Below are 24,749 nucleotides of genomic sequence, written 5' to 3' on the forward strand. Positions count from 1 at the left end.
TGTTTTTAAGTTCCATTTATGCATTCTTATTCTCGATTAGGTTCAATTATTTTTCACACTTTCATCTCTGTCTCTTCAATACCATTTAATAAAGTATATTTATAGATTACACAATTCTTATCATATGTCATACTTCCAAAAGCCTTGTTGCACATTCTACCAATCTTTCCTGGGAATTTAGACAATATAAAAACAAATGGATTCAATATCTTTGTTAGATGTATATTCTTTCCATTTGCTTTGGCTATTGCTTTGACCATCTGAGATGTCGATATATATTCACTGTTTTGTGGGAAATAGATTCCTTCGTAGTTTTCATCAATGCACTTTTTAACGAAATAAAATAAGTTACCTATATATAACATGCTTCTTTCATTTTTTATATCTGGAAATATAGGTAGTTTTTTTGCAAGTTTTGATAACATTTGATAATTACCTTTACTACCAGATCCATAGATCATTGGAGGTCTCAATATACAGACTTTAAACTGATCATCGCTTAAAGACTGTATCTTAAGATCAGCCTGAAGTTTGCTGTCACCATAGAAGTTGGCTGGTTGAGGTTTTGTATCTTTTGTGATGACTTTTCTCTTTCCTACAGGTGCACTTTCTCCATAGACAATAATAGATGACATATAGATAAATTGTTTAACACCTGACTGTTTTGCTTTGCATGCAGTTTTATAGGTTAAGTCAGTATTCACTTTATAATACAATTGTTTTGTCTCTTCACTGACGTGACCAACATCAGCATGTGCAATACCAGCCACATGAAAAACTGTATCATAGCCACCAAAGTCATAATCTTTCCAATTGGGACTCAGCATATCCAATGTATCAATTTGATAATTGTCAGGATAGTTCTCATTCATGTACTTTTCAAACGATGTTCCTATGTAACTATTTGCTCCTGTAATCAAAATACGTTTCATTCAATCACATCCTTTTTGTGAAGCTCACCTGTACCACCTTCAACAATGCCATCAGACTTCAGTACTGATGTGATTGTTCCAAGGAAACATTTCAAATCAAATAGAAAAGACATGCGTTCTACATATTCTCCATCTAGTCTTGCCTTGACATCGATTTCCAGCTCATCTCTGCCATTGATCTGTGCCCATCCTGTCAATCCCGGTCTGATATCATTGGCATGATATCTGTCTCTTTCCTCGATAAGATCATCCTGATTCCATAATGCTGGTCTAGGTCCAATCACTGCCATTTCACCCTTAAGAATATTGATAATCTGTGGCAGTTCATCAAGTGATGTCTTTCTAAGAAAATGGCCAGCCTTTGTGATATACTGATCAGGATTAGCTAACATATGTGTAGGCATATCCTTTGGTGTATCAGTATACATAGTTCTGAATTTATATATGTTGAAATACTTTTTATTTTTGCCGACTCTTTTCTGCTTGAAAAGAATCGGTCCCTTTGAATCTAGTTTGATCCATATACAAAGAATAAGAAAAACAGGACTAAGAATAATTAGTCCACATAGTGACAGTATGAAATCCAGTATTCTCTTTATACAGTTTCTATACATATATCCACTCCCTCTATAAAGGATAATAGCGGATTATCCTTTATTTATATTTTGTATGAAGTTAAAAGTGTATAAAAAAAGATATACACTCATGTATAACTTCCCTAAATTTTACTAATAATTTCTAATCCAACTTTGACAGTTGTTTCTCTACCAAATAATGATATATCTACATAAGCGATACGCTTATGTCTATCAATTTTCACAATATGTCCTTCATATCCTATTAAAGGCCCTTCATTAATATGAATCACATCACCTTCAATATATCCAATAGACATATTGACAATATGCTGTTTACCACCAAACTGTGCTAAAAACATAGCTTCCTGTTTATATATAGGATAAATATTCTCTCCATCATTTCCTAATAATTTTGTTAAGTCCGGGATTTTTTTTAATTCAATAAACAAATCATCTACATGATCTGTCACTATAAAAATATAACCTTTAAATAAAATATCTTCTATTTCATGCCATTTTCCTCTAAACTTCTTCATATGTTTATATCTAGGAATAAAACATTCTTCATAGATATCTTTTTTGACAAGAATTTCACATTTTCTAACAATTTCCTCTTCTTGTCCACTTCTTACTTGCACAGCATACCAATTGTCATACATGTCTCATTCCTCCAAAAGAGTATAATTATCCTATCGAAATATTTGATATATTTCGACACAGTTTTTTATAACAGATTATTTCAATAACGCGACAATGCGACGATTATTGATGAATAATCTTTTTTAAGATAAAACAGCATCTTGTTTCATTTTTCTTTTCACTCTTTGTTTTCCATTTTCATAATGATATGTACTCACAATATGTTTAACAGCACTTCTCATATCACTGTCTTCATCATAAGCAATTGTCTTTAATTCATCTAATTCCTTTAAGAATAAAGGAATATCCATTTCAATAGGATGCCCAATATGAATCAATTTATTTGGTGTTGTTTGCATTCCTTCTTCTTTCATTAACATTTCTTCATAAAGTTTTTCTCCAGGACGCAATCCCGTAAATTGAATTTTAATATCCACATCAGGTTCATATCCAGATAACTGAATTAAATTTCTTGCCATATCAACTATTTTCACAGGTTTTCCCATATCTAAGACAAAGATTTCTCCACCTTTTGCATATGCACCAGCCTGTAAGACAAGGGACACAGCTTCAGGAATTGTCATAAAATATCTGATAATATCAGGATGTGTGACTGTCACTGGTCCACCATTTTGTATCTGTTTTTTAAATAATGGGATAACAGAACCATTAGATCCTAAAACATTTCCAAATCGAACAGCAACATATTCTGTTTTTGATAATTGATCATAAGCTTGAACAATCATTTCACATATTCTTTTTGATGCTCCCATGATATTTGTTGGATTCACAGCTTTATCTGTTGAAATCAAAATAAATTTCTTAACATGATACTGATCACAAGCTTTCACTACATTCAATGTTCCAAAAACATTGTTTTTTATAGCTTCATGTGGTGCATCTTCCATTAATGGAACATGTTTATGTGCTGCTGCATGATAGACAATATCAGGATGATATGTTTCAAATAAATCATTCATTTTACCAACATCTCGTACTGATGCTATCATAGTTTGTAAATCTAATTTTGGATATTTACGTTTTAACTCCAATTGAATATCATATGCATTATTTTCATAGATATCGACAATAATCAATTGTTTAGGTGATCTTTCTGCAATTTGTCTGCATAGCTCACTACCAATAGATCCGCCTCCACCTGTAATCATAATAACACGATTTGTAACATAAGACATAATTTCATCTAGATTAACTTTGATTGGATCTCTACCAAGTAAATCCTGTACTTCCACATCTTTTAATTTATTCAAGATAATTTCATCATTAATAAACTGATAGATACCAGGTAATCTTTTTAATTTACATTTTGTTTCCTTACAAATATTTAATATCTTTGCTACTTCTTTTTTATCAATTGAAGGTAAAGCAATATATATTTCATCAATTTTATATTTTGAAACATGATCCAAAATAGTATTTCTATCCCCAACAATAGGAACACCATGTATTCTTCTTCCTATTTTATGAGGATCATCATCAATAAAACAAACAATTGTTTTATGTAAATTTTTTGTATTCAATGTTTCTCTTAATATTTTTTCGCCAGCCGAACCAGCTCCAACAACCATAACACGTTTATTTTGTACGTCAGTTCTTCCAAATAAATCATGGCGACTGGCATACAATCTTAAAAAGCGATAACTAAAACGTGTTCCTCCCACCAATAATGTGCTCATCATAAAATAACCACATATAACACTAACTGGTAAATGAGCATTTGTTATCATATTGATAACTATCAAAGCGCACGTACTGAATAGTGTAGAAATGACAATATTCATAAGTTCATTGATTGATGCAAATTGCCATAGGCTACTATATAGTTTCATAAAAGTAAATATGCCAAGACTGATAAGCACCAATAATACTGCTATTGGTATTGTTTCATACACAAATGTCCATGACATCATATTATAGTCATATAACATCATTGACCCATAGTAGCTTAACAATACACTTATAATATCTACCACTATCAGAATAATTCTTCGAACAAGTAGTTGATATTTATCCCCTATACGCTCCATAATCATCCCTTTCCTTCCATTTTTGTGTCAGGACTTATGTTTTTTCACCAATTTTTACAATATGTTGAAAACATTTGATAATCACTTGATTTTTTTTTATGAATCAAGCATAATACATATTGAAATATAATTGGTCACACAAAATCCATGACTAGTCATAAAATAACATTTATATGACAATAAATCAAGAATTTTGTGATAAATGACACATATTTCTAATTTTTTAACAACAAATAAGGAGGTCTCTATGACTGAACAAGAAATGATGAAAAATGAAGATGAAATTGAAATTAACTTAGGGGAATTATTTGCTTTACTAAAAGCGCAATACAAACTCATTATTATTAGTACTTTAGTTACAACGATTGTTGCTGGAGTTTTGACAGTCTTTTTTATTGACAGAAAATATCAATCAGTTGCCAGTATCTATCCAAAACCTGAAGTCACTGAAGGTATGGTTGACTACACACAAATCAATGCTAACAATTTGATGGTCAATAACTACATTGAAATGTTAAAAGGTAATAACATTCAAAGTCAGGTTGCTGAAAGTTTAGGTATGACTACTGCTGAAGTAAGTAATAGTGTCACTATTTCTAACCAAACTAATACACAAATTATTAGTATTTCAGCTACTACAACTGACCCAGAATTAAGTAAAAATATTGTAGATGAATTAGTTGCAACTTTTAAAAAAGAAGCTAAGGAAACATTAAATATTAACAATATTTCAACGATTGATCAGGCACAGATCGCAGATACACCTGTATCTCCTAATTTAAAAATGAATTTAGTTATTGGTGCACTTATTGGTGCTTTCTTAAGTGTTGGATATCTTTTTATTAAATTTATGCTTGATACTCATATTCATAATAGGGAAGAAGCTGAAAAATACTTAGGTATTCCTTGTTTAGGTTCTATTCCTTATTTTGATAACTAAAATGCAATTTATTGATATTCATGGTCATTATGCCTGGGGTATTGACGATGGTATTCCAACACAAGATGAAGCTATAAAAGCCTTACAAATGGCTAAAGAGAATAACATCTGTACAATAGTAGCAACACCTCATGTTGTACCTGGTACGCATAATGAAACAGACATCCAACATTTTAAAGAAAGAATAGCTAATCTCAAAGCTTTAGCTCAAAATGAAAATATCGAAGTTTATGAAGGTTGTGAATTATTCTTAAATCATGATTATATCAATTCAATAAATCAACAACTGTTTATACCTATTGAAAATACATCATACCTTCTCGTTGAATTTGATGTTAGAAAAGAAATTGGGAAAGAATATGAAGTTGAAGATTATCTTTATGAGATTGATATCAAGGGTTATACACCAATTATAGCTCATGCTGAAAGATATTTCCCTCATGGTATTGATTTACAAAGAATTGAACAGTGGATTGATAGTGGTTATGTGATTCAAGTCAATGCATCAAGTCTATTAGGTGTACATGGAAAAACTGTTAAAAATAATGCTTATCAATTATTGAATAATGGTTTGATTCATATTATTGCGACGGATACTCATCGCAGTCAAGGTCATCGTATTCCTTGTTTACAGGAAATTTATCAATTACTTTCAAAAAAATATGATTATCAAACATTGAAAACGTTAATGTATGATAACCCATTACACATATTACAAAATGAAAGCGTGGAAATGATTCAAGTCAACCAATCATTTTTCAAAAAGTTATTCAAAAGGAGATAATTTATGGCTCAAAAGAAAAAATATCGTAAAACTTTAAATATTTTAGAAAAATCAAAAAAACAATCACAATTTGATTATACAGAAATTTTTAGACATATTCGTACAAACATTGAATTCTCAAATGTTGATAATCCTATTAAATCAGTTGCAATTACGTCTTCTCAACCAGGAGAAGCCAAATCTACAACATCAATGAATTTAGCATATATATTTGCGACAAAGTATAAAAAAGTTCTTATTATTGATTGTGATTTGAGAAAAACAATGTTACATAAATATATGAGATTATCCAATTCACATGGTCTTACTGATGCCCTTATTGAATTTGGAAAAACACATCGTTTTAATGATGAATATTTCCAAACAATTAATGACCAATCTTTTTCTGGATTACTCTATGTACTAACAGCTGGTATTCATGTTCCTAATCCTTCTGAGTTATTAAGTTCAGACACTTTTAAAGAATATATGAAAGTTTTAAAACAAAATTTTGATTTTATCATTATTGACTGTGCACCTATTGGCTCTATTTCAGATGCAATACCAGTAGGAAATGCTGTTGATGGAACAATTTTTGTTGTTTCTGCTAAAGATACAAAACGTAAAGATGCTGCTCAATGTGTAGATTTACTTAAACGTAGTAATGTTAATGTTATTGGTAGCGTCTTAACAAAAGCTGATTCTGGTTCTGGTTCATATCATTATTACTACTGATGAAAAAGATATCCTTTCCTTTAATCGTTATCCTACTTGTATGTATTATTTTAACGCTTATAGGATATAATACTCTCATTACACGTAAAGATAGTCAAAAATACCAGAATCTGCAAGAAGATTATCCTACATCTTCTACAAAATCCTCAAATACTCAAACACTTTATTGTATAGGTGATAGTTTAACACTAGGATCTCATGCATATCCAACTGTTCTTTCTGAATTAACAAACTTATCAATAGAGACATTTGGGGGTTCACAGGATCAAACAATAGATATAGCGATTAGATCAGGCAGAACAAAAATATATGCTTATGATATTACGATTCCTGCACAAACTGATCCTGTAGAATTAACATTATATAATGAAGATCATGAAGAATTAGATGTTTTAAAAAATAAAGGCAGTAACTTTTCTAATGTCAAAATTGCTGGTATCAGTGGTATATTGAAATATGATTCTGAAAAAAAAGTGCACACATTCACTAGAGATGAAGCTGGTAAATCCGTAACACTTGATGAATATACTCGTATTAATGCTGATTTTCCAACTTTTGATAAAAATGGAATTGCTATTATCTTTACTGGAACATATGACCCCTATGAATCAGGTAGTATCTTCAGAACAATCACATATCAACGTGCTATACTTAATCAATTAGGTATCAAGAAATATATCGTTGTTTCTTTAACATCAAAAAGAACATTTCAGATTGTAAATGATATGAATAGTGTATTAGAAGAAGAACATGAAGAGCATTTTCTTAATTTTAGAGATTATCTTTTAGAAAATGGATTACAGGATGCTGATATCACTCCAACAAAACAAGATCAAAGCGATCTAGATAAAGGATATATTCCTCGTAGTCTTCTTCAAGACAATCTAGTTGATGGAAACACTGAATTTCATGAATTGTTAGCTAAACAATTAATTCAAAAAATGAAAGAATTAAAATATATTACGGACGATGATTTAAAAAATACTCAAATTTAATTAAACAGCCTCTATAGTTATAAACGATTATAACTATAGAGGTTTTTCTTTCATTATAATAAATTTAGATTTTATCCTTTAATCAATATATATTATATTGAATTATTAAAGATATACAATACCTTATTTTATCTCTATTTCATAGATTATAAACATATAAAAAAATTCTCTTTTTATCTACATAAATCATACTTATAGTAATGGTATTGAAAAATAGTGCCCTTGCTTGTTAATGATAAGATTATAAATTATTTTATTTATGATATTTATCAATCACAGAATATATGAGTTCCACTAATTCCAATGCACTCCTAAAAAATCTGGTTTTATTTGTTCTAAGCCACGTCATCTCTCCTTGCCATGAATTGTTCTGCCTATACATCACTTTAACTACAAAAATATCTTTACTCTTTTTAGGATACATTAACGAACGATTTAAATGTTTTTCAAAATTATCTCGTTTTAAATCCTGATAATCTAATTGAACATCAAGGGATTGTTTTTTTATAATCACATGATGATTTCTTTCATCATATTCAGGAATATTTAAATCTTTCATGATTTGATCCATTATTAATATAAGTTCTGTTAAATTATGAAACTGAATACTTTTCTTTAAAACTGGACTATGTAAATCACCACAAACCACACCATTTTCATATGATAAAAGTGCAATTGTAAAATACATTTCTTTCGTCATAAATGACACATTTTTCAACACCTTTCTCCATAAAATAAAAAATGAACGATAAAGTAGACATTTTCACGCATACTTTTTGTTTTATATTTCATCAAAAAATCGTACTTTTTTTATATTTTTTCACTCATAAAAAGCTTATTTTTATTATAAGTTTATCGAACGATAATGTCTACTTTTTAAAGGAAAAATTGCAAAATAAAATCTATATATATCTACTCATGTGACCATCTTAAAAATGTATTTTGAGAGATTCCTAATATTTGAGCAGCCTGCCGAGAATTAATTTCACTTTTTTCCCATTTTTCTTTTACATCATCAAAATTATCAGGGATATTTTTCCTTGGTCTACCAAATTGTACGCCTCTACACTTAGCCGCATGAATCCCTTCTTTTTGCCTTTGTTTAATATTCTCTCGCTCAATTTGTGCAACATAGGCAAGAATCTGTAAAACTAAGTCTGCAATAAATGTTCCAGTCAAATCATTATTTTGACTTTTTCTTGTATCTAATAATGGCATATCCAAGACAACAATATCAGCCTGTTTTTCTTTTGTAATGATTCTCCATTGATTCTGTATTTCATCATAATTTCTTCCGAGTCTATCAATAGATAAAATAACAACGACATCCCCTTGTTTTAATTTTTTCATTAAACGATGATATTGTGGTCGATTAAAATTTTTCCCACTGATTTTATCCGTATATATATTCCTTTCCACAATTCCAAATTCTTTTAATGCAAGCAATTGTCTGTCTTCACATTGATCTTTAGACGATACTCTGACATACCCATATATATTTTTATTCACATCATAACCTCCTTATTCACTATAAGCCAATACCAGTATACAATAATATGTTGAAATACAGTCTATATAGAAATGATTTCCTTATCGGATATAGTATAATCAAAAAAAGCTTTTCAAATACATTTCTGTATTCAAAAAGCTTTTATCAATAATATTTATGAATATATGATGGGAACTCCATATTCATCATATTCATAATTTTCATAATATAATCTGTTTTTCTTCTTTAAACAAAATAGTCCTAATCTTAAACTCATGATGCTTTTTTGATCAGGATGTGATGAATAATGTGGACATCCAAATAGTAATTTATGTGTTTTTCTATAATACACAAGCTCCATAGGTTCCTGACAATGTGAACAGACTAATTTTTGATAGGTCAATGGTGATTCTGTCATTTGACTGACTGCTATAGCTAAAGCAATCACCTTATTTGCTCCGGCTTCATACAATGTTTTCATAGCTTCAAGCATTGTCGAACCAGAAGAAAAGACATCATCAATTAAAATAATATTTTTCCCTTTCACATCCCCGTTAACACGAAAGACACCTTTAACAGTTTGTCTTCTTTCAGCCAAATCATTTCCTTTTTGTGAAAAATCACATTGACATGACAAAAGATCTTTTAACATCAATCCATCTTGTGCATTGCGTTCAAGTTTTAAACTCAAAAATCTTTGAAATCTTTTCTTTTCAATATCTTGAGGTTTAGGTGGTATATATGTCAAAGCATCAATTATTTCTTTCTTGCGTATTTCTATAATCGCTTCATCAAAAAATGTATCCATGATATCAACATAGACATGTTTAAATTTCAATATCATAAATGATAAAGGATCATCTAATAAATACTGATGTTTTTCTGGATAATAACGTCCTCCAAAATATAACTCTGTGAGATATCTTTTTCCATCATCAGCGACAATCTCAGTTTGACAGGACAACAATGATCCTTTTTTATTTTCAAATGCCAATACTTCTCCACTATATCCTTTATTTTGACCTAACAATACATCTGCTAACAAATCAATAGAATCAATCACAAAATCTGGCATATATTTTAAATCTTTTTGTTGAATATGGCCAATCAATAAAGTTCCAATATGAACTGTCATGATTTCTTTTAAATATGACATATTACCACTGATCAAGATTGTTTCATATGATTGACAACGCATGTCTTTTAAAATATCTTCCATAAAATATTTGATCTCTATATTTTGATCTTGAGATTGAGGATTTATTTTGACAATCTCAATGTCTGGAAGATATTGATGATACGGAAAATCAATATATTCCTGTTTTAAAGAATCACAATCAAGAATAATAAGTCTTAAATGATTGATTTGTGTCCATTTCCACATATTAACATTCCTCCTGCTTTTGATGTTTGATGACCTTGATCATATCATCATAAGTTTCAAAAACATATGCTCCTTTATCCATATATTTTTGTGGCCACTGTAAAGACGTATCATTAACGATATATTGAGGTATAAAAATATACCTGCCTTGTCGTAAAGCATAATCTGCCTGTTTCAAAGTTCCACTATTTTCACGGGCTTCCATAATCACAGTTCCTATTGACAATCCACTCATAGTCGCATTACGCTTAGGAAAATTCCATCTATTGACATGCTGACATGGTGGATATTGCGAAACAACCAAACCTTCTTTTTCGATTATTAATTGTAATGTCTGATTTTCCTTTGGATAATATTCGTGTAATGATGTACCAATGACCGCTATTGTCTGTCCTTTGTTTTGTAGAACAGTCTGATGCACCACTGTATCAATTCCTTTTGCTAAACCGGCATTGACGACAAAACCATCATCCACCAATGCTTTTACCAATTGTTTTGTCTGTTCAACGGCATATGGAGATGCCTGTCGACTTCCTACAACACATATAGATTTTTGATACAGTAAATCTATCTGACCATTTACAAATAAAAATAACGGAGCCTCTTTTGTATCAGCAAGTTGTTGAGGATACTTGTCTTCTCCTTTTTTTATAATGTGAGTATTGGCTGGTAATTGTGTAAAAGCTTTTTTGATTTGTAAATAGCTATTATAAAATTCTTGTTCTGTGATATGAAATTGAGAAGCTAAAAATGGAATATTTATTTTTAATCCTGCATGAAAATCAAAATGATAGAATTGTTTGATTTGTTGGATAAAAGCCAATGTTTTTTTATCGCTGTTATCAAGATATTGCTGGATTGTATAATACAATATAGCATCTCTTACAGAAACCTGATTAATATTAAATGGTTCCTGTAAATGACTCATTTTATGATAATCATCTAAATCACTTTTTAAAAATAACATTACTGTATGACTTTGTTTAATAGGTTGAATCTGTTGACTTTGGACAATCTGACAAAAAGTTTCATAAGACATACCTAAGTATTCAGCCGCTTCTTGCGAAGTATAAATATTTTCCATCACTTTTAAAATATCTTTTCTATCCATCTCATCACCTGCTTTATTGATGTTTCTATTTTCAATTATATATAATAAGGTTAAAAAAACAAGCTTAAATCAACTTCCCATTTTCTTATTGACGTTGTCAATAAAAAAGAACGAGTATATTTCGTTCTCTGTTAAAAAAAGTATTTTCTAAATTGTCTGTAAATCTGTCGGCAGGCATTTTGATCACTTGGTGTCGATGAAAGCGTAGATTGATATCTTGGATTATCAAAAAACATAGCAATAGGATGCTTATTTTTTTCATCTTTGATTGTGATACCATAGCTTTTTAATTTATATATATCATAACTACTGATTAAAGCTTTTAAAATACAATTTAAATATTCCTCTCTAATACCATCTTTCGTATTCTGTTGGAGAATATCTTCCAATATACTCATATCAAGATTTCCGACATTTTTCTTTTTCACATCATCTTCCAGCATATTTAAAAGAATATCTTTCTGTTCTCCCTGATAGTATTCTTGAATATCACCTTTATTTAAAAGACCATATTGATTTTGTAGACTCATTTGTTCTTCTAACATTTCATTTTGCATTTTCAATAATTCTACTTCATTTTCTAATTGACTGATTAATTCACTATATTTGATTTTTTCATTCTCTAATTTTTCCATTTCCTGATCTAACTGATAAACTGTTTCTTCTTCATAATCTTGTGCATGATTTTTTAATTCTTCCAGATATCTTTTTTGTAAACTATGAAAATCATAACTTGTTCCATACCGTCTTTGTTTTAAATACAGACTCAAATGATGAAGAATACGTTGTTGCAGTTGATCTTGGGATTCTTTTTTAAAAAAGCGATATGCCTTATAATCATGATTCAAATAATAGAGAATTACTCGGCTTTGTTGAGGAATGAGCTGACAATGTTCTTTCATCCATAAAGAGACATCATATGATGTTTCATACATAACATGAGCTATTCCTCTTAACTGTCTGGCAAGATAATCAGGATCAACAACCTGTTCATAATTAATATAAACAATAGGTAAATTATCATAAGTTTCAAGCCATTGCATGACTTGCTGACAATGATCCATATCAATTGCTATAGGGCTATCACTGATAGGAATTCTACTCGTTTGAATCAACTGATGTGTCAATAAATAATCTATATAACGATATCCTTTTTGATATCCCTCATTATGAATACATAAACCACCATCTTTTTCATTATATATGTATTCCATACGATGATACAAATGAATCACAACACTTCGATCTTGAGGATACTGATAGATATCAAAATAATCTTCAATAATTCTTTTCTGTTGTAAATTGAGATTATCATATTGAATATCATAGACTTCAAATAATGAATCTATAAACTGAGGAATTGTCCATTTTTCTTTGAGTTTTAAATAAGTTGAAAATGATTTCATATTGAATCTCCATTCTTTTTTAAAATTGCATTTAAAATATCCAGACGGCGATAAATTTCCTGTGTTGTTTCTAAATCATAAGCTTTATGTTGAATATACTGAAGAAGACAATCATGATAGCTTGCTATTTTGTCCATATGATCCACATATATCAAAGCATCATGATATTGTCCCACCTGCATTAATTTTTGATTTTGTTTTTGGGCCTTTTGTTTTTCTTCCATTAACATATGATATATATCTTTCAGTTCATCCACTTCGATTTGTTGACGTTTGATTTCTTTTTTAAATTCTTCCTGATAGTCATGAGCATTTTTCATTGTCATATTTTGTTGATGAAGAATCTGATTTTGATAAAGCTGTTCATAAGAAGGCATATGATTTTTATATTTTTTAATGATTTCATTTCTCAACAGTTCATTTAATTCATAAATCTGATATAAACTTTGACGTTTTTTATTTAATTGAAATATACGGCTTTCATGATCATCAATGATTTCAATATATCCTTCTTCTTTTTGATTTTTACAATAACAGACATGCGCTAAGCCCAGCATCTTTCTTGCAAGAAGATTTGCATCTATATATGTGGTATGCATGTAAAGAATCGGTAACTGGTGTTCCTGAAATTTCATAACTTCAATATCTTTAACATGATGTGCTTTATAAGAAAGCGGATAAATATCACTTTTTATATAGGGCGATACTAATATGTTTTTAAACAAAACAGGAATAGATACAGCTGATATATAACGTGAATCATGAGATGTTTCTTTAGAAAAAAGCAAATGTATTTTTTCTTCTAACATATCATATATCACTTCTACTATAAAATGTGTATTTTTATCATTATCCTGTGTAGAAAAATAAATCGTAAAATATTTTTCATCAAAGATCTGAAGCTTTAAATGTTTATGATCCACTTCATATTCAAATGGAAAAGTTTTTTCTATATATAATCCTTCCATTTTATTTTTAGAATGTTCCAGCCAATCCCATAAAAAATCTATTAATATATCTTGATTTAAATTTTTTGTTGGAAACACAGCATAATAACAAAGCATTTGCCTCACCTTCCTTTGTTTTAGTATATCATAATTCCTGACAAATAAAGACAATTTTATTGAAATCAACACAGAGATTCTTTTTTATCCCTATTTAAAAAAGTTCTATGATATAAGCTATAATTGCTTATCATAGAACTTCTCTATTTTTTTATTACATTCTATTATTTATCATGGAGTACTAACTTATAAAATTCTTCATAACTCATATTCATTAAGATATGATCTTGAATTTTCTCTATCTGCTGTTCATTGCATTCCTTGACCCATTCAAAATTCATGCCTGGAAATTTCTTCAACAGAATTTGAATAAGACTTTTCATTTCTCCTCTTTTTTCTCCTCGTTTTTCCAATTTTTCCATCATATCACACATAATTTTCTTTCCTCCTTCTTTTTGTTTAAAATATCTGACTCTTTCTTTTAAAACTTCATCATACATATCTTCATGATTTTCACATCTTAAATCATGCATCAGCTTCCCTAAGGGTGTTTCATCTTCCTTAGCGGCATTCATATCAATGATATGTACCTTATCTTCAAATGCTTCTCCATCTTCCCCATACCTCTGGATATGATTTTTCAATCTATTTGTTTCTAGAACATCCTTTTCACATATGAAAATAACATAAATCTCAGGTAACTTTTCCCATTTCTCATTGATATATGACAGACTGCTATCCAATATGCTGGCATGAAACCTCGCCCTTAAAGGTGAAGCATTCTTTAGACTTCTTTCCATTTCCACATCAATAATATTCCCATTCTCTGTTGAAGCTACTATATCCATAATGACTGTTCTACCATGAAGATTTCTGTATTCATCCTGAATATGCCATTTTGTAATGGAAATATCTTCTTCAAAAATGATATGGAATAATAATTCAATGCAGTGTTGATCATTGAAGATGACTTTCATAAAGATATCATCAATAGGTCTTAATGCTTTCACAAACTCAAGATATTCCTGATTCATTTTAACCATTCCTCCTTTTATTTTTTATAGTTTCAATCTCTTAGATATTTAAGGAATGATAATCAGGAACCCTTCACTTATCTATATACGCATTATTTTGACATTTTTCTTTTTTTCAGGACAAAAAAGTAAAAAAACATATCTTTCTAAGACAAATATACCACAATATTTGCTGATAGTAAATATTGTGGTATATGAAACTTTGATATATAGTTTCTATATATTGAAATGATTTTACTTTTTATTCAAAAAAAGTCAATGAACAACAGTTCATTGACAATGACACATATTATAATCTTTTTTCCATATGAATGTGAGGACAAAATTCATCTAAATATTCCTCACCGTATGCTTGAAAACCGTTTTTTTCATAGAATCCCATAGCACTTACCTGGGCTGAAAGTTTAGCTTTTGGATAACCAAGTTCTCTGGCTTTCTTTTCTAGTTCATGTAAGATATAACTTCCTAAATGTTTATGTCGTTTTTCTGGAATCACTGCGATTCTCCCAAAAACAATATCTCCCTTTTCATCAAACATACGGGCACATCCTACAGGTGTACGATAATCATAAATAACCAGATGCCAACTATGTTCATCTTGTTCATCAAATTCATTTTGAAATCCCTGTTCTTCAACAAAGACTTTTTCTCTAATCATTTTTGCTTCTTCAGGAAGCTTATTAAAAAATTGATAGTTCATCTTTAATCTCCTTTGGGAAAAATACTTTTTGATCTGATTTAAAACGTTTTGAATTTAAGATAGCTGAAACAATCTCAGATTTCATTGGTAATGGTGATAAACAACCTTCGCTATCTAAAATTTCAATTTCACTTAATTCTCCACTTTCACCATAATGCAAATATGGAATTTGTTTTTGATTATCACTGACAATATAATAATCCGGATGATATCCTTTGGCTTGGGCAATAGCTTTGATAGACATGAGGTCTTTTTGACTTTTCAATTGTTTATATTTAAATAAATGACGATTTAAAAATCTTGATGACAGATCACTTAAAATAAAATCTTTTTCACGTGTAAATTCTTTAAAATAATATAAAATAACGGCTTCATCTAAATCAACAAAATCTCTGACCTGAAAATGATGTTCCAACATAGGAATTAAATAATGTAAATGGGTCTGGAAAACGTAACCATCATAGTATAAATCTTTGACTCTTTGAAAAATGCTTTGTAGAAGATGTTCATAACTACGAGCTGTCGGATGATAATACACCTGCCAGTACATATGGTATCTTGCTAGAATATAATTTTCAATGGCTTGAACTCCAGATTCTTTATATACAATTTTTCCATCACGAATACGCATTGTACGCAAAATACGTGACATATCAAAATGTCCATAAGTCGTTCCACTCATATAAGAATCCCTTAATAAATAATCCATGCGATCAGCATCTAACTGACTGGATACCATTTGAATTAAAATGCGATTAGGATGTGTATGTTGAATAATACTTGCGACATCTTGTGGCAGCTGTTTATATAACGATACGAGAATATCGTGCACTTCACTTTCTTCGAGAATCATTCTGACTGTCATATCTTCATGATTTTCTTCAAAAACACCTTCAAAAGAATGAGAAAATGGACCATGTCCGATATCATGCAGTAATCCCGCACACATTACACAAAGTTTATCATAATCACTTAAAGCATTTGTTAAACACTCTGTTTCTAACATGCGTCTAACAACCTGATACACACCTAAAGAATGGACAAATCTTGAATGTTCTGCACTTTGAAAAACCTGATAAGTTCCTCCTAATTGCTTGATTCTTCGAAGCCTTTGCATTTCCTTAGAATTAATCAAACGCCAGATGATCAAATGATCAACATGAATATAATCATGAATGGCATCACGTATGACTCTTTTTTCATTAAGTTCAATTGATTGTAGTCTAAAATTCTCTTTAAAATTCATAGCCTCACCTTCTTATATATATTGTATCAAATTTTGATTCATAAAGTCCATAATCTTAAATGTTGAACATTGTTTTTGTATTCTATCAGGTATATAATGAAACATATAAGGAGGAATGAAAGAATGTTAGATCAAAAAGTTGCTGATTTATTAAATGAACAAATTAATAAAGAAATGTATTCTGCTTATTTATATTTAGATTTTGCTAATTTTTATACGCATAAGGGTTTAAATGGTTATGCCAACTGGTATAATATTCAAGCTAAAGAAGAAATGGATCATGCTATGGGTATTCTTCAATATTTACAGGATAATGATTATGCTGTGACATTATCTGCTATTGATAAACCTGCTAAAGAATTAAATCATCTTGATGATCCATTAAAATATGGGTTAGAACACGAACAATATGTCACAAGTTTAATCCATACAATCTATGATGCTGCATATGAAGTGAGAGATTACCGTACAATGAAATTCTTAGACTGGTATGTCTCTGAACAAGGTGAAGAAGAAAAAAATGCAACTGACTTATTAACACAATTTGAATTGTTTGGTCATGATCCTAAATCACTTTATTCATTAAATAATGAATTAACTCAAAGAACATATACACAGGCATCAATCTTAAATGCTGACTAAAGACCTCAAAAAGGTCTTTTTTTTCATGCACAGTTTGTTTATAATGAAAACAAGGAGGAAAGTTATGTATACAAAAATTAATGAAGCTTATGAATATATCCATTCACGCTATCATGGGAAAATTGATATTGCGATTATTTTAGGATCTGGTTTAGGTCCATTGGCTGATGAAATTGAAAATCCAATCATTATTGATTATCAGGATATTCCTCATTTTCCAGTTTCTACTATTCCTGGACATGAAGGAAAACTTTATATTGGTACCATTGCTGGAAAAACAGTCTGTGCCATGAAAGGACGCTTTCACTATTATGAAGGGCATAATATGGATGTTGTGACATTACCTATTCGTGTATTTGCGAAACTAGGCATTCCTTATTTATTTGTCACAAATGCTTGTGGTGGAATTAGAGAAGATTTAAATCCTGGACAAATCACTTTAATTTCAGATCATATTGGATTTATGGCACCTAGTCCATTACGTGGTCCTAACTTAGATGAATTTGGTCCACGCTTTAAAGATATGACAGAAGTCTATTCAAAACATTTACAGGAAATTGCGAAAAAAGCAGCAGAAAAAACAAATGTTTCTCTTAAAGAAGGTGTTTATTGTTTCTTTAAAGGTCCAATGTTTGAAACACCTGCTGAAATTCGTGCTTTAAAAGCAATTGGTGCAGACATGGTTGGAATGTCTACAGTTCCTGAAGCCATTGTCGCTAGACATTCTGGTATGACAACTTTAGGTATTTCTCTTGTGACAAATAAAGCGGCTGGTTTAGGAAATAGTGAATTAAATCATCAGGAAGTCATGGAAGCTGCCAATCAGGCTGAAATCAATCTTGTGAAACTTGTCAAACAAACTATTCAAGATATGTAAACACGAAAACGATGAGAATCAAAATCTCATCGTTTTTCATTTTGACTAAAGACTGGATAAAAAGCCTGATAAGTCTTACTTAATCCGACTTTTAATGGGGTATAAGATAAACCTAATTCTTGAACAATCTTTTGTCCATTATAAGACTCCATTTCTTCTTGAAAAACTGGATATGGCAATGGATATTGTTGTTCAATGGCTTCAACTAAAGAATGTTCTTCTATACTGACATCAGGCTGACAAGTTTTAAGAATTTCATTCATAATAGAATAAGTCACTTGTTCATCATTAATAACATTATAGATAGTATTGTAAGCTTTCTTTTCGACAGCTTTTTCAATCGCACTGACAACATCTTTCACATAGACAAGCTGAAAAGTACACTGAGCATCCTTGATTGAAAATAGAGGCCATCCTTTCACAGCTCTTTCAATCAATACAGATTCTCTAGGTGCATAATTGAATAGACCATAAATATTGCCTGGTCTTAAAATGGTATAAGGAATATGATGTTCTTTTGATAATGACTGTAATTCTTGTTCTAACTGAACTTTTCCTAAAATATAAGCCCCTGTCTCCCCTTCAAACTGACGTGTTTCAAGGGGATGCTTTTCATCTTTGTCAAGACCTGTTTGACGCTGATACACATCAACAGTGCTGATCAATATATAATGACGAATCTGACCAGGAAAGGACTGAATCACTGTTTGAATATCACCTTTTTGATAAGCACATAAATCAATAACTGCATCATACTCTTCTTTTGGTAATTTTTGCCAGGCATCCAGATCATGACGATCCAAAATATATTCCAAGACACCATAATCTTTCATAGAATAATGTCCTCTATTAACCAATGTCATATCCCATTGCTTTGATAAAGACATTGTTAAAACACGTCCTAAAAAATAACTACCACCAATAACTAATACTTTCACAAATATCCCACCTTTGTCTCCATTATATAGAAAAACCATCGTAGGCACAACATATATGCCTATAATGGTAAATCACGTTTTTTAAAAAGAAATTGTCCAATCCCAAACAACAACAAAGCACTCACAAAAAGTATAAATACATAAACAAATGCCTGATATTCTCCACTTGATAAACTTTGAGGATCAAATAAAGTTAAAGGTGTCAAATAATTAAGAATTTCAAATTGTTGGCTGACATCAGATAACATTTGAATTAAAATAAACACAATCCCTAATCCAGCACCAAAGCCAATAGATAACTTAGCTTCATTAAACAAAGCACAAGATAGATAACATAAACTTCCCAATAAACAATGGATACCTAACAATCCTATATTAACAGATAAAAAGGAAATCATATCTATACTCGCATCTTTAACCATCAACCAGGCATAAATAGAAATAAATCCAAAAGCATATATCACAACAATAACCAATGCTGTTAATAAAACCATCAGCTGTGTCATCATGAACTGTTGGCGACTTAAAGGTGTTGCCAGTAAATAAGCCATAGATCCATGATCTACATATTTGCCAATTAAACGATAACATAAGATAACACTTAATAAAAAAGGAAAAACAATAAGTATAAATCCATATAGATAATTTGTAATAAAATCTAAAAGTGTTGTCGCTATATTCATCATACCAAATGCCGCAAAAATTTGTGGCATTGATTTTGCTAATATTTCCAGACTACTATTCATATCTGGATCATACATAGCAATAATAATGCTTGAATACATAGTTATCACAACAAGAAAAAGCAAAAGAATTTTATAATTTGATTTTAATTCTTTTTGATATAAAATCCAGGACATCTACCATCACTCCCCATAATATTGTAAAAAGATTTCTTCTAATGATTGTGAGCGAATATTCAAATCATTCACTTTATAATGAGACAAATCTTTAATAAAATCATCAATATGTCCTTGAAGCATTAAAGACACATAATATTCATTTTGCCTGGCATCAGGATATTTTTTCATAAATAAGTTTGCTTCCTGTAATGAACTGAATTGAATTTCATAATGTTTATAACGATTATGTTTAAGTTTTTCCATATCTTCAATAGCTACAATTTGACCAGTTTTAATAATAACCACACGATCACATATATTTTCAATCTCTTCAAAAATATGTGAAGACATGAGAATTGTCTTTCCCTGTTGTTTGAATTGTTTCATCAATTCTACAAACTTTAATTGCATTAATGGATCAAGTCCACTTGTAGGTTCATCTAAAATCAAGATTGGTGGATTTTGCATAAATGCTATTACTAAACCTATCTTCTGTTTCATTCCTTTAGACATACGTTTGATTGGAGCTTTTGCATCCAATTCTAAAAATTGCATCAATTCATAAGCATAACTCAAATCTTGCATTCCCTTCAGTTTAGCAATCAATTGAATAAAATCTATTCCTGTCATATCATCAATAAATGACATTTCACCTGGCAGATAACCTACCATTTTTTGAATCTGAGCAGCATCCTGAAAACAATCTAAACCATGAATTTGAACAATGCCACTATCTGGTTTCATAAATCCCATCAAATGTCGAATCGTTGTTGTCTTCCCACTACCATTAGGTCCTAAAAATCCCAGTGTTTCTCCTTGTTTGATTTGAAAACTCATATTAAAAATACCACGTTGACATCCATAATCCTTTGTCACATGATCAATTGTTATGATATTCATTCCATTCCCCTCCCTACCTCTATTTTACTCTCTTGTCAATCTTTCACAATAAAAATATGGTGTTCACTTTTTAATACTTAATAAAATAAAAAAGATAATCATTTTCTATCATTCAACGATTATCTTTCTCACAATAGTATCAACTCAAAGAAAGCCATAAATATTTATTCTACATTTTCACTTATGAGTGAATCAAGCGATAAAATTCTTCATAGCTGATATTCATTAAGATATGATCTTGAATTTTCTCTATCTGCTTTTCATTGCATTCCTTGACCCATTCAAAGTTCATGCCTGGAAATTTCTTCAACAGAATTTGAATAAGACTTTTCATTTCTCCTCGTTTTTCTCATTTTTCCATCATATCACACATAATTTTCTTTACTCCTTCTTTTTGTTTAAAATATCTGACTCTTTCTTTCAAGACTTCATCATACATGTCTTCATGATTTTCGCATCTTAAATCATGCATCAGCTTCCCTAAGGGTATTTCATCTTCCTTGTTGGCATTCACATCAATGATATGTACCTTATCTTCAAATGCTTCTCCATCTTCCCCATACCTCTGGATATGATTTTTCAATCTGTTTGTTTCTAGAACATCCTTTTCACATATGAAAATAACATAAATCTCAGGTAACTTTTCCCACTTCTCATTAACATATGACAGACTGCTATCCAATATGCTGGCATGAAACCTCGCCCTTAAGGGTGAAGCATTCTTTAGACTTCTTTCCATTTCCACATCAATAATATTCCCATTCTCTGTTGAAGCTACTATATCCATAATGACCGTTCTACCATGAAGATTTCTGTATTCATCCTGAATATGCCATTTTGTAATGGAAATATCCTCTTCAAAAATGATATGGAATAATAATTTAATGCAGCGGGGATCATTGAAGATAACTTTCATAAAGATATCATCAATAGGTCTTAATGCTTTCACAAATTCAAGATATTCCTGATTCATTTTGATCATTCCTCCTTTTATTTTTATAGTTTCAATCTCTTAGATATTTAAGGAATGATAATCAGGAACCCTTCACTTATCTATATACGCATTATTTTGACATTTTTCTTTTTTTCAGGATAAAAAAGTGAAAAAAACATATCTTTCTAAAACAAATATACCATAATATTTGCTGATAGTAAATATTATGGTATAAACTCATTTTAAACAAATATTTATCCATAAAAAAACTATAAAGAACTTTTCATTCTTTATAGCCTTTTTAATCTTATTATAAACCTTTTTCAGTTAACTCCCTTGCGACATCATCTTTAATTGTGACACCTTCAGCTTCAAGCTGAGCAATCCTATCTGCAAACTGTGGTAAGTATTTTTTATGTGCCAACAATAATTCATCTAATACTCTCTTCGCTGTAGCTCCTGATGGAATCTGTGGATTAAGGATAAATGCTTGTAATGCCTTTCCATAATCTCCTGTGACTGCAGCTTCCTCTACACACCATTCCATGTTCTTCATGCATTGTAGCCATCCTCTTTCTGCTGGCTGTAATGGTCCAAATGCTATCGCTTTTGCGCCAGTTGCTCCAATATATGCTGAAACTTCTACTGCTGCTTCTGGTGGTAAATCTGGGACAGCTCCATTATTTCTTGTTGTGACAACGATATGTGTATTCTTATTCGCATAGATAGATGCTATTGTTTCACATGCGGCATCACTGTAATGTGCTCCGCCACGTTTGGCAAGCTGTTCTGGTTTATGATCTAATTCAGGATTTTTATACAATTCAAACAATTCTTCTTCTGTCTGTTTGACCTGTTGTGCTCTTGTTCCAATTGTACTGTATTCTTCAAGACCATGTTTCAACATTTCTTCTTGACGATAATAATATCTATGATATCCACAAGGAATCATTTGCATTGTATCAAGCTGTTCTTTAAAGAAAGGAATGTCATGAATATTCGCAGGAATTCCTCCATCTTTTCCTTCATACATTGCATCAATGATTTGTTGAGTCACTTCATTTCCATGTTCATCATAAACTTTATGCCAGTGGAAATGATTCAATCCTGCAAACTTATATGTTAACTGATCTAATGTTTTTCCAATTGTTTCAGGTTCAGCCATCATTGCACCTACTGGAACATTACATAATCCAATCACTTTATTCCATTTTCCATATTTCATGACAGCTTCTGTGACCATTCCACTTGGATTTGTAAAGTTAATCAACCATGCATCTGGACATAATTCTTTCATGTCTTCGACAATGCTTAAGATGACAGGAATTGTTCTGAAGGCTTTAAAGATTCCTCCAGCTCCATTTGTTTCCTGACCTAACATACCATATGAAAATGGAATTCTTTCATCTTTGACACGCGCATTCAATAAACCTACTCTAAATTGAGTTGTGACAAAGTCTGCATCTTTTAATGCTTCTCTACGATCCAAAGTCAAATGCACTTTGACATCATAAGGAGATGCATCCCACATACGTTGAGCCATAGTACCAACAATTTCTAATTTTTCTTTTCCATCTTCAATATCAACTAGCCAAATTTCTCTAATTGGAAGTTCATCATATCTCTTGATAAATCCTTCCATCAATTCTGGAGTATAGCTACTTCCTCCACCAATTGTTACAATTTTTACTGGTTTCTTTTCCATAATCAATCCTCCTTTATCCTTAATGATAAGTATAATATCAAATCGTTTATTTTGCTTATTATTTTCATTTATTGAAAAGAGTTTCTTTCCTTATATCATTCATCAGTCTTTTCATGCTTATTTTATCAAAAAAAGAAGATACTTATTATCGTATCTTCACAAATGTTTTATGAGATGATTTATATGACATGAAAAAGAATTTTCAGACTCAATCATTCGCTTTATTATTTTTCTTTTTCTTATTCGCATAATAAGCACGAACAAGCGTTTGTGTCTTTCTAATATGTTTTTGAATCGTATCTTTTGCTAATTCTTTATCACCAGCCACAATAGAATTTAAAATAGCACGATGTTCCTGAATAGCTGTTTCCAATCTTTCAGGCTGGGTAATAGAATGACGACTTGTGACAGAAACATAATAATGTACATCTTTTAACAGCTGTTCAAAATATTGAGATTGTGTTGCCTGATAAATGGTTTCATGATACAAAATATTCAAATCATTAATTTTTTCCTGATCTTTTTTGGCAGTATAAAATTCCATCAATTCAAACACATCTTTAATTTTAGCTAAATGTTCTTCATCCATTCTATCAATAGCCAGTTGAATCGCTAAGCCTTCTAAAGCACAACGAATTTCAAACATATCATCAATATCTCGTGGTGAAAATCCCTTGACATAAACACCTTTATTAGGAATACTTTCAACCAATCCTTCTAACTCTAATTGTTTTAAAGCTTCTCTAATAGGTGTACGACTGATTTTTAATTCATTAGCTAAAGCCAATTCATTTAATTTTTGTCCATGTTCATATTCTTCATTTAAAATGCGATCTCTTAAAATATCAAATATTTTATTTCCCAAAGAGCCGTGTGAAACATGTTCAAATAAACTATGTGACGGCAT

General features: G+C 30.4%; 26 protein-coding genes. 6 read left to right on the forward strand and 20 right to left on the reverse strand.

What is annotated here, in order from left to right; all coding sequences use genetic code 11:
• Positions 1–53: 53 nt before the first annotated feature.
• The 4 genes from E0K96_RS01390 to E0K96_RS01405 form a co-directional block, all read right to left on the reverse strand.
• Entirely contained in the window at positions 54–932 is an 879-nt protein-coding gene (locus E0K96_RS01390) for an NAD-dependent epimerase/dehydratase family protein (protein ID WP_168080622.1), read from the reverse strand.
• Positions 929–1,546, reverse strand: coding sequence for a sugar transferase (locus tag E0K96_RS01395; protein ID WP_168080624.1), 618 nt, complete (start codon positions 1,544–1,546; stop codon positions 929–931). Before E0K96_RS01395 ends, E0K96_RS01390 begins: the two co-directional genes overlap by 4 nt.
• Positions 1,547–1,650: 104 nt before the next feature.
• Positions 1,651–2,169 carry an antiterminator LoaP gene (loaP, locus tag E0K96_RS01400; RefSeq protein WP_168080626.1) on the reverse strand — a complete coding sequence of 173 codons (519 nt, stop codon included), beginning with the start codon at positions 2,167–2,169 and terminating at the stop codon, positions 1,651–1,653.
• A 123-nt stretch (positions 2,170–2,292) separates the two neighbouring features.
• Positions 2,293–4,197 carry a nucleoside-diphosphate sugar epimerase/dehydratase gene (locus E0K96_RS01405; RefSeq protein WP_168080898.1) on the reverse strand — a complete coding sequence of 635 codons (1,905 nt, stop codon included), beginning with the start codon at positions 4,195–4,197 and terminating at the stop codon, positions 2,293–2,295.
• A gap of 247 nt (positions 4,198–4,444) precedes the next feature.
• On the opposite strand from E0K96_RS01405, the gene E0K96_RS01410 reads away from it, so the two are divergent.
• From E0K96_RS01410 to E0K96_RS01425, 4 genes are read left to right on the forward strand one after another with little or no spacing between them, the layout of a single operon-like run.
• On the forward strand, positions 4,445–5,137 hold the full coding sequence (locus tag E0K96_RS01410; protein WP_158093971.1) for a YveK family protein: 693 nt from the start codon (positions 4,445–4,447) through the stop codon (positions 5,135–5,137).
• Positions 5,127–5,921, forward strand: a complete 795-nt coding sequence (locus E0K96_RS01415; RefSeq protein WP_240924398.1) for a tyrosine-protein phosphatase — start codon at positions 5,127–5,129, stop codon at positions 5,919–5,921. Before E0K96_RS01410 ends, E0K96_RS01415 begins: the two co-directional genes overlap by 11 nt.
• 3 nt (positions 5,922–5,924) lie before the next feature.
• Entirely contained in the window at positions 5,925–6,635 is a 711-nt protein-coding gene (locus tag E0K96_RS01420) for a CpsD/CapB family tyrosine-protein kinase (RefSeq protein ID WP_087935989.1), read from the forward strand.
• Positions 6,635–7,630, forward strand: a complete 996-nt coding sequence (locus E0K96_RS01425) for a hypothetical protein (protein WP_168080630.1) — start codon at positions 6,635–6,637, stop codon at positions 7,628–7,630. The genes E0K96_RS01420 and E0K96_RS01425 overlap by 1 nt, the downstream gene beginning before the upstream one ends.
• Positions 7,631–7,883: 253 nt before the next feature.
• Here E0K96_RS01425 and E0K96_RS01430 read toward each other — a convergent pair whose 3' ends face one another.
• The 9 genes from E0K96_RS01430 to E0K96_RS01470 form a co-directional block, all read right to left on the reverse strand.
• Positions 7,884–8,339 carry a hypothetical protein gene (locus E0K96_RS01430; protein ID WP_206080543.1) on the reverse strand — a complete coding sequence of 152 codons (456 nt, stop codon included), beginning with the start codon at positions 8,337–8,339 and terminating at the stop codon, positions 7,884–7,886.
• 203 nt (positions 8,340–8,542) lie between these two features.
• Complete coding sequence (locus E0K96_RS01435; RefSeq protein ID WP_168080634.1) at positions 8,543–9,139, reverse strand: recombinase family protein; 597 nt, start codon at positions 9,137–9,139, stop codon at positions 8,543–8,545.
• A 155-nt stretch (positions 9,140–9,294) separates the two neighbouring features.
• Positions 9,295–10,503, reverse strand: coding sequence for a phosphoribosyltransferase family protein (locus tag E0K96_RS01440; protein ID WP_168080636.1), 1,209 nt, complete (start codon positions 10,501–10,503; stop codon positions 9,295–9,297).
• A 1-nt stretch (position 10,504) separates the two neighbouring features.
• Entirely contained in the window at positions 10,505–11,614 is a 1,110-nt protein-coding gene (locus E0K96_RS01445) for a DNA-protecting protein DprA (protein WP_168080638.1), read from the reverse strand.
• Between the two features lie 131 nt (positions 11,615–11,745).
• Entirely contained in the window at positions 11,746–13,020 is a 1,275-nt protein-coding gene (locus E0K96_RS01450; protein ID WP_168080640.1) for a hypothetical protein, read from the reverse strand.
• Entirely contained in the window at positions 13,017–14,084 is a 1,068-nt protein-coding gene (locus tag E0K96_RS01455) for a hypothetical protein (RefSeq protein ID WP_168080642.1), read from the reverse strand. The genes E0K96_RS01450 and E0K96_RS01455 overlap by 4 nt, the downstream gene beginning before the upstream one ends.
• Before the next feature lie 164 nt (positions 14,085–14,248).
• Complete coding sequence (locus E0K96_RS01460; protein ID WP_168080644.1) at positions 14,249–15,058, reverse strand: PD-(D/E)XK nuclease family transposase; 810 nt, start codon at positions 15,056–15,058, stop codon at positions 14,249–14,251.
• A gap of 289 nt (positions 15,059–15,347) precedes the next feature.
• Positions 15,348–15,758, reverse strand: coding sequence for a GNAT family N-acetyltransferase (locus E0K96_RS01465; protein WP_168080646.1), 411 nt, complete (start codon positions 15,756–15,758; stop codon positions 15,348–15,350).
• Complete coding sequence (locus tag E0K96_RS01470; protein WP_168080648.1) at positions 15,739–17,004, reverse strand: HD domain-containing protein; 1,266 nt, start codon at positions 17,002–17,004, stop codon at positions 15,739–15,741. Before E0K96_RS01470 ends, E0K96_RS01465 begins: the two co-directional genes overlap by 20 nt.
• Before the next feature lie 123 nt (positions 17,005–17,127).
• Here E0K96_RS01470 and E0K96_RS01475 point away from each other — a divergent pair, with 123 nt between their 5' ends.
• Both E0K96_RS01475 and E0K96_RS01480 read left to right on the forward strand, forming a co-directional pair.
• Entirely contained in the window at positions 17,128–17,646 is a 519-nt protein-coding gene (locus E0K96_RS01475; protein ID WP_168080650.1) for a ferritin, read from the forward strand.
• A gap of 64 nt (positions 17,647–17,710) precedes the next feature.
• Entirely contained in the window at positions 17,711–18,523 is an 813-nt protein-coding gene (locus E0K96_RS01480; RefSeq protein ID WP_168080652.1) for a purine-nucleoside phosphorylase, read from the forward strand.
• A 26-nt stretch (positions 18,524–18,549) separates the two neighbouring features.
• Here the strand turns inward: E0K96_RS01480 and E0K96_RS01485 are convergent, their stop codons facing one another.
• The 7 genes from E0K96_RS01485 to E0K96_RS01515 all read right to left on the reverse strand — a co-directional run bounded on the left by E0K96_RS01485 (position 18,550) and on the right by E0K96_RS01515 (position 24,749).
• Positions 18,550–19,461, reverse strand: a complete 912-nt coding sequence (locus E0K96_RS01485; protein WP_168080654.1) for an NAD-dependent epimerase/dehydratase family protein — start codon at positions 19,459–19,461, stop codon at positions 18,550–18,552.
• Positions 19,462–19,520: 59 nt separating this feature from the next.
• Entirely contained in the window at positions 19,521–20,321 is an 801-nt protein-coding gene (locus E0K96_RS01490) for an ABC transporter permease subunit (protein WP_168080656.1), read from the reverse strand.
• 6 nt (positions 20,322–20,327) lie between these two features.
• The gene (locus E0K96_RS01495; RefSeq protein ID WP_168080658.1) at positions 20,328–21,203 is read right to left on the reverse strand and encodes an ABC transporter ATP-binding protein; all 876 of its coding nucleotides are present in this window, start codon (positions 21,201–21,203) and stop codon (positions 20,328–20,330) included.
• 181 nt (positions 21,204–21,384) lie between these two features.
• A complete protein-coding gene (locus E0K96_RS01500) occupies positions 21,385–21,537 on the reverse strand; it encodes a hypothetical protein (RefSeq protein WP_168080660.1) in 153 nt (50 codons plus the stop codon).
• A gap of 15 nt (positions 21,538–21,552) precedes the next feature.
• Complete coding sequence (locus tag E0K96_RS01505) at positions 21,553–22,176, reverse strand: PD-(D/E)XK nuclease family transposase (protein ID WP_168080662.1); 624 nt, start codon at positions 22,174–22,176, stop codon at positions 21,553–21,555.
• A gap of 271 nt (positions 22,177–22,447) precedes the next feature.
• On the reverse strand, positions 22,448–23,842 hold the full coding sequence (locus E0K96_RS01510) for a 6-phospho-beta-glucosidase (protein WP_168080664.1): 1,395 nt from the start codon (positions 23,840–23,842) through the stop codon (positions 22,448–22,450).
• Positions 23,843–24,050: 208 nt separating this feature from the next.
• Positions 24,051–24,749, reverse strand: a complete 699-nt coding sequence (locus tag E0K96_RS01515; protein WP_168080666.1) for a GntR family transcriptional regulator — start codon at positions 24,747–24,749, stop codon at positions 24,051–24,053.

This window comes from Massilimicrobiota sp. SW1139 (genome assembly GCF_012027715.1).
Taxonomy (GTDB): Bacteria; Bacillota_I; Bacilli_A; order Erysipelotrichales; family Coprobacillaceae; genus Allocoprobacillus; species Allocoprobacillus merdigallinarum.